Raw genomic sequence first — 309 nt, forward strand, 5'->3', positions numbered from 1 at the left:
TTACCCCTCACGTCTTCGCCACATCAATGATCACAGGACGCCAAGGATGCTCCAATGTATCGCGCTCATAAAAGCGCACATATTCTTTAGATGTCGTCACACGAATGGCTTCACGAATTGCACGCATAGCCTCATTCCAGCGTGGATCATCAATATCCAAACGCAACAGCATAAAGATTTCGCCCCGATTCACCTTGCCTTCTTTATCCGTATTAAAAGCACGCGTAATAATCGCACGGATTTCAGGGCGCGCATCCGCAGACCACTCATTTAAACATTCATCAAGAAGGCTTTTAGCAATTTGCAATT

Annotated in this window: 1 protein-coding gene; it reads right to left on the bottom strand. The window is 45.6% G+C overall.

What is annotated here, in order from left to right; all coding sequences use genetic code 11:
* Window positions 1-7 precede the first annotated feature (7 nt).
* Window positions 8-309: DUF3164 family protein (locus J7R10_RS09690; RefSeq protein ID WP_208436560.1), on the bottom strand; the 302-nt coding region annotated here is incomplete at its 5' end.

It is taken from the genome of Bartonella vinsonii subsp. berkhoffii ATCC 51672 (assembly GCF_902825225.1).
GTDB classification, from domain to species: domain Bacteria; phylum Pseudomonadota; class Alphaproteobacteria; order Rhizobiales; family Rhizobiaceae; genus Bartonella; species Bartonella berkhoffii.